This window comes from Candidatus Poribacteria bacterium, assembly GCA_021295755.1.
GTDB lineage: Bacteria > Poribacteria > WGA-4E > WGA-4E > PCPOR2b > PCPOR2b.
Window position 1 is genome coordinate 37091 of record JAGWBT010000039.1, and the last position, 6220, is coordinate 43310.

Sequence of the window (6220 nt, forward strand, 5' to 3'; positions counted from 1 at the left end):
GGCTTGACTTGGCACGGAAGCATCGCAAGATTGAGAGACAACGAGCGGACTTCCACTGGAAACTTGCACACCTACTCACAGACCTATACGACGAGATACGCCTTGAGGATTTGAACCTTAAAGGTATGAAACGCCTTTGGGGTCGCAAAGTCAGTGATTTAGCCTTTGCAGACTTCGTTGTAAAACTGAAATATATTGCAACGAAAAAGGGTGTCAAACTCAAGTTCATTGATAAATGGTATCCATCGTCTAAGACCTGTTCGGTCTGCTCGGTTGTAAATGACTCGTTGAATCTGCGTGATAGAAACTGGCAATGTAGTGATTGTGGCACGACACATGACCGTGATAGAAACGCTGCAATTAACATCTACAGGGTTGGGGCATCAACCCTCGACGGAGAGGACATAAGTGGCACTTCGGTGTCCAATCCTTGTTGATAGCGCAATTCGATTCCTAAAGAATCCAAATCCTTTAGGTTTTGGAGTATGTCAACAACCTAGCGGTGACCCGCTTCATCCTATATTGGATATTGACACCGGCTGACCGGTCTCACTTGACCGAATCGCTGCCAGTGAAATTGCCAGACTCTTAACGGCATCGCTATAGGGACTTAGAATCTTTGATGCGTCCCCTTCTCGGATGGCGTCGACAAATACCTCGTCGATGCTCGGTCCCGGTGCTGTCTTCGTAAGCACGTCTCCATCTTCTCTCACGTCTAAACCGCTGACCGTCCAATGGATTAGCTGATTCTCATAAAGGATGTCGACCACGTTTGCATGGGACCAATCCCCTGAATCATAGGACCAGGAGGTGGTCAACGATCCGACAGCACCGTTGGCGAATTTCATCGTCACGCAGTTATTGTCGGGACAATCAATGGCTTTCAGAACGCGATTTGCGCTGACCGCGTAGACCTCCTCCACCTCGCCGACGAGGTAACGCATCATGTCGATGGTGTGGGTTGCCTGCTCCAGCATCTGCCCGCCGGACTTGCTCATCTGGCGCTGCCAAGAGTTGGGGTCGCCGCGTCCGCTGCCGGACCAATATTTGCCGATAGCTATGTTAACTACCTTCTCGTTGAGCACCTGACGTGCGAGCTGCGTGGATCCCAGATACCGCAGTTGATAGCCGACACAGGTGATGATGCTAGCGGCATTCATCGCTTCCTCAATCTGCCGTGCGATCTCCATGTTGACCGCGACCGGCTTCTCAACAAGAAACGGCAGTCCACGTGCGATCACATCCAATTCCGGCATTCCATGTGCAAACACCGGGAGGCTCAGGTAGATACCATCAAGGTCGTCGCGTTCGAGCATGAGGTTGTGATTGGTGTAAGGTTGGGCGTTACAGGTCTGGGCAGCGTTTTGTGCGCGCTCCTCCTGAATATCGCATGTCCCAACGATACGGACGCCTTCCAGCTCGGACAGTCGGCGCATGTGTCCATTGGCGTTGCCGCCACAACCGATAAAACCGATTCTGACTTCTTGCATTGCATTCCTCTTTTAATTATGAATGAGTCTTCTTTTCAAATTGTAGCAAATCGGAGCGCGTCCGTCAATGCCTTTGTAGTAAGTACGCCTTGTAATTCGTCCGTCTACCACCCGCCACTGCAATATACTAAATATAGGACTTACGCAGTTAAATGGTCAAACCCCTGTAGTTCGGCGATGAATCGCCGTAGGACACCGTTCCCAACGCCCGATGAATCGGGCAACTACAATCAAAGTGCGTAAGTCCTGTAAATAAACAGAAGATGACTGACAGTAGAAGTTTTGCGTCAGTAACAAAAATCTTGGACGGAACAGGCAGTTAGATCGATTTTTCATTATTTCTGATTAGACGTTTCGTCGCGGTTTCCGTCATAAAAATTAATCGGTTGTGAATTTCTATTCATAGAAAAAAATTGACAAGAAACACCTTGAGAGATAATATTTGGCATTAGGTTATTATCACGGTGAACGAGGAAGAAAGCCGGTGAGGGAAAAGAGAAAAGCAGGTGGGAAACTGTATCTTCAACCTTTATCTATTGGCAGTTTGTGCCAATTGTTCAGTTGGATATGTCTCTTTCTATGTTATTTAGCAGTTGACACTGCTTACACAGAAAACTATTTTGACGGGATAACGGTTGCCTCCAATGGTCGTTTGACGCGGTTTGATCGTGATCGCATTACGGTTTATACAGATACTATTCCATTTGAACCAGGGGTTTACGAAAAAGCATTGCGCCGATCGCTGTCGCTATGGGAGGAGAAAACCGAAGGGAAGCTGCAGTTTGAATTGACCCCGGATGCTGCTGCAGCAGATATTCAGATCAAGTGGGCATATCAGCAGGACAGACGACAAAGCAGCGAATATATCGGCGAGGCGATGCTTATCCGAGGAGAGGAAGGATTTCATGTGGAAATTGAGATTGCTCTGCGAGACCGAACTTCGCTGAAACCGCACTCATCTGAAGTTGTTCAAACCGCCTTGCTTCATGAGATTGGACACGCCATCGGGCTATGGGGACACAGCGACGATCCGAGCGATGTAATGTATTATGCATCAACCGCGAAAGCGCCGACGGCGCGCGATATTGTAACATGGACGAGGGTAAGCGAAACGCCGGTTGATACACCCTGCCACAAACGTGCCCTTCAGGCGCTGAAGGCTGAGATCGAGAAGGATCCGACGGTTGCTAGTAACCACTATCTCATCGGTATGGTCTACGCGGATCTTGGTGATTATCGCTCGGCGATTGACGCGTTCCAGCGCGCCTTAGAACTTGAGCCACAACTCGGCGTTTCATCGGTGCAGATTGCCCAGATCTTCCAGGAGAAAGGGATATATGATCAGGCGATTAAGCACTACACGGAGGCGTTGAAAACCGCACCTTCCGCCGAGGTGTTTGGTGCTTTAGGGACACTCTGGTTACTTCAGGGTGAGTTTGATCAAGCGGTGAACTCCCTGCAACGCGCACTTACTTTTGCCCCGGCTTCCGCAACGTTAAACCAGAACCTCCTAGCGGCGTACCATCGTTGGGGTGTTCATTACCTGAAGACAGATCAACTATCGGAGGCGTTCAAATGCTTTGAGCGTGGCTTGAAGCGATACCCGTTTTCTGAAATCCTGCTGTCTGATCTCGCTGCAGCGCACGCCTCCGCAGCGGAATACCAAAAAGCCGTGGACATTTATCAGCGGGTCCTCCAGATAAATCCTGAATATACCGCTGCGAAAATTGGGATGGGGACTACATTAAACAATTGGGGATCGCAACACGCCCGCAACAAAGATTGGGATCGGGCTCTTGCCTATTATCAACAGGCATTGACATACGATCCGGGTTGCCAACCTGCACTTCAGAATTTAAGAGACACACTGATGCGAGTTGGTTGGGAACAGGGGGCAAATGGAGATATGGAGGGGGCAATCGGTACATATCAGAGGTTGATATCAGTTGTACCGGATAACGCGGAAGCTCATAATAATTTAGGTGTCATCCACTTCAGACAACGGGAGTACGGCAAGGCAAAAACCTACTTTGAAACTGCACTCGCCTTAGACGCGAACTATGATGAAGCACACGCAAATTTGAGTTATGTCCGGCGGGAATGGGTCTATGGCGTAATCAAAAAGTGGGTTACACCGGTGGCGATTGTGTTGCTAGCGGGGTTTACCTGTGTAAAAGTAATAAAAAGACGCCGGAAAATGAAGCGTCCAAAACCGATGTAGATTAAATCGTGTGTTACTTGGTTTTGGCGTTTCTAATTCACATTTGAAATCACCAGCGGTTCCATCCCCATTTCTACTACCTGACTGATGAGTTCTGCGGCATCCTCTCTGTTGTGAAACCCACCGATTGTTACACGATACCACAGTCTTGAGCGGATCATGACCTTGGTGAGATGGGTTTTCGCATCCAGTTCCAACGCTTCCAACGAATCAACAAGCGATTCGGCATTCTTGCGATTTTCGAATGAGCCCACCATTAGGGTGTATCTCGGCGGTGTGTGGGAAGCCTTGACTTCTTCCGGATTCTCTTCACTTGTTGTTGCTACAACTTGGTGTTTCTTATCGTCCGGCTCTTCTCTATCAACCCTGGTAGTCGAAAATGATGCTTCGCCGGTGCTGCGGTTGCCCGCGCTATCATGGACCGTAAGTACACATCGATAGGTGGCTTTTTCAGCGCTATCCGATTGCTTCCAGTTGTTCCAAACAACGGTATCGGATGGTTCGCCTTCTTCGTTGATGCGATGAACCAATTTTTGATCGCCATCGAAAAATTGTAGCTCCCAACGGTCGAGCGAATTTAGATCTGACGCTTGAAGATGTACCTTCGGCATCTGGATGACCTTCTCATTATCGGAGGCCGCAAAGACAGGTGGTTCTGCGGATATCTCAAGTGATGCAGGTGTGGTGTCAACAGTGATTTTTACCTCACTTTGCAACTGACGATCGCCAGCTAGGTCAATGGTGAACCACTGGGCGGTGTATGTGCCGTCGCTGACCCGGCTACCGGCGTCATCTTCCCCTTCCCAGGCTATCTTTGTCGATGGCAAACCGGTGCCGGAGTAGCGCTGTAGAATCCGATTCAATTTATCTTTGTCAGTGCGTTTCTGGATCTCTAATTCCCACGCTACTCCCTCGGCGACTTCCAGATCGAAGTTGATTTGATCTTTCATGCCATCACCGTTGGGAGAGATTATTTTTTCTGGGAGACGCATCACAGTAGGCGGTGGCTTGGGCATGACAATTGGTGCCGGCTTAGTTGGTGTGGCAGGTGGCGCTTCAACAACCGGGGGAAGTGATACCTTGATCCCGGAATCCCTTTCTCCCCAGCGTAGGGTAGCGGAAATCCAGTGCATGCCTGCGTCCAACTCACTGCCTCGAACATAAGCGTAATCAAGTTGTCCGGTGGAACTCTGAATACTTAAACCTGTTGACCACTCACCCGTGGTGAGTCGATTGGGTACTGCCGTATATCCGAGCCGTAGTCCCAAGCCTTTCCTAAACAGCCAGCGTTCAATGCCGATGTGTGTGCGTAGGCGCTCTCCAAAATAGATACGTGTGTCGTTGTGCAGGACAAAATCTCCAGACAGGGTTGTGTATTGATCGAAAGAGTGAGCCGCGCCAAGGCGTGTCACCGTGGGTATTCTTGCGACGGTTTCGGCGTTCTCCCAGATGTGACCCGCTAGATCTTCGAGAGCCAAACCGAGCGTGATTTTTTCTCCGGGACGGTCTAGTTCACGAACGAAGCGGATACCGAGGTCAAAGCTCCAAGCAAAGCGGGGCGAAAGGGCGCTTCTATGACGGTAGTGGCGCAGGTTTGTACCGGCAGCGATACCTTTCCCTAGGGAAGTCCCGTATCCCACAAGCACCATTCGGTTTTTTTCTGAGTCATTCCCCCAGCCATCAAACCAAGAGGAGACGGAGAAATTCCCTACATTCGATGAAGCGATTCCCAGCTGCTGTGGATTTAGCCCCAACGAGAACGCCCCTTCTCGATCGCCCGCTGATGCAGGGAACGGGAGTCCAATGAGAGATAGTTCGGTTGACTCTAACAGCCCGAGTGATGAGGGATTCCAGAATGGGCTGTCGCTTGATGCAGGTCCTGCAGTGAATGCACCGCCCATTCCTAGGGCACGTGCGCTTGTTCCAACGAAGACTTGTCGATTTTTGATGCCCGACTCTGCCTCGACGAGCGTTACGCTGAAGACGCTGAGAGTGAATATAACCAACACTGTGGCTATAAGATGTTTCTGGATTTTCATGCCGTGGTACTCCATTATACGATTTTTATGGGAGGGGATTGATTGTCTGCTAGAATTAACGCCTATCCACTAGGAATTGATACAGAAAATAGTGTATTGGAGGGGTTGAGTTCTGATTTGCTGGGCAGCATGCTGCCGCGGTACGCCAGTGCTATTGGACAGAATGGGGCGGGATCCTACAAAAAAAAGCGAGGGATAGCCAAGCATCTCATACTCAACAAGTCCCTCACTTTTGGAACAAACTTCATTAACTGTACCGATTCAAACCGTATCCATCAAGCCCTTTGAGAACCGTTATCAAAATCTTCCGATCTAAAACCCCGTCTTTCAATGCGGGGATACAGATTGGCTAAGATCTTTCCCTGAAATTAAACTTGATATATTAACAGAAATGTGTGACAATACCTCTAATCTAATATAGAAATGGAGGTATTTGATGAAAGTTGAAACACCCGACTTGAAGTATAAAT

Annotated in this window: 4 protein-coding genes and 1 pseudogene (1 of these 5 only partly in view); 3 read left to right on the top strand and 2 right to left on the bottom strand. The window is 49.2% G+C overall.

Features of this window, described 5'->3' with window-relative positions:
• Nucleotides 1–437 (top strand): annotated as a pseudogene (locus J4G02_07760) (transposase); it begins 674 nt to the left of the window's first position.
• 75 nt (nucleotides 438–512) lie between these two features.
• On the opposite strand, the gene J4G02_07765 reads toward J4G02_07760, so the two are convergent.
• Nucleotides 513–1490, bottom strand: coding sequence for a Gfo/Idh/MocA family oxidoreductase (locus J4G02_07765; protein ID MCE2394470.1), 978 nt, complete (start codon nucleotides 1488–1490; stop codon nucleotides 513–515).
• Between the two features lie 484 nt (nucleotides 1491–1974).
• Between J4G02_07765 and J4G02_07770 the strand changes: the two genes are divergently transcribed.
• The gene (locus J4G02_07770) at nucleotides 1975–3711 is read left to right on the top strand and encodes a tetratricopeptide repeat protein (protein ID MCE2394471.1); all 1737 of its coding nucleotides are present in this window, start codon (nucleotides 1975–1977) and stop codon (nucleotides 3709–3711) included.
• Nucleotides 3712–3743: 32 nt separating this feature from the next.
• On the opposite strand, the gene J4G02_07775 is transcribed toward J4G02_07770, so the two are convergent.
• Nucleotides 3744–5750, bottom strand: a complete 2007-nt coding sequence (locus tag J4G02_07775) for an SPOR domain-containing protein (GenBank protein ID MCE2394472.1) — start codon at nucleotides 5748–5750, stop codon at nucleotides 3744–3746.
• 42 nt (nucleotides 5751–5792) lie between these two features.
• Between J4G02_07775 and J4G02_07780 the strand changes: the two genes are divergently transcribed.
• Nucleotides 5793–6038: a hypothetical protein gene (locus J4G02_07780; GenBank protein ID MCE2394473.1), complete on the top strand. Its 246-nt coding sequence runs from the start codon at nucleotides 5793–5795 to the stop codon at nucleotides 6036–6038.
• Nucleotides 6039–6220 lie beyond the last annotated feature (182 nt).

Coding starts and splice junctions, on each gene's coding strand:
- J4G02_07765 (MCE2394470.1), bottom strand. CDS start 1,490: ATGCAAGAAGTCAGAATCGGTTTTATCGGTTGTGGCGGCAACGCCAAT.
- J4G02_07775 (MCE2394472.1), bottom strand. CDS start 5,750: ATGAAAATCCAGAAACATCTTATAGCCACAGTGTTGGTTATATTCACT.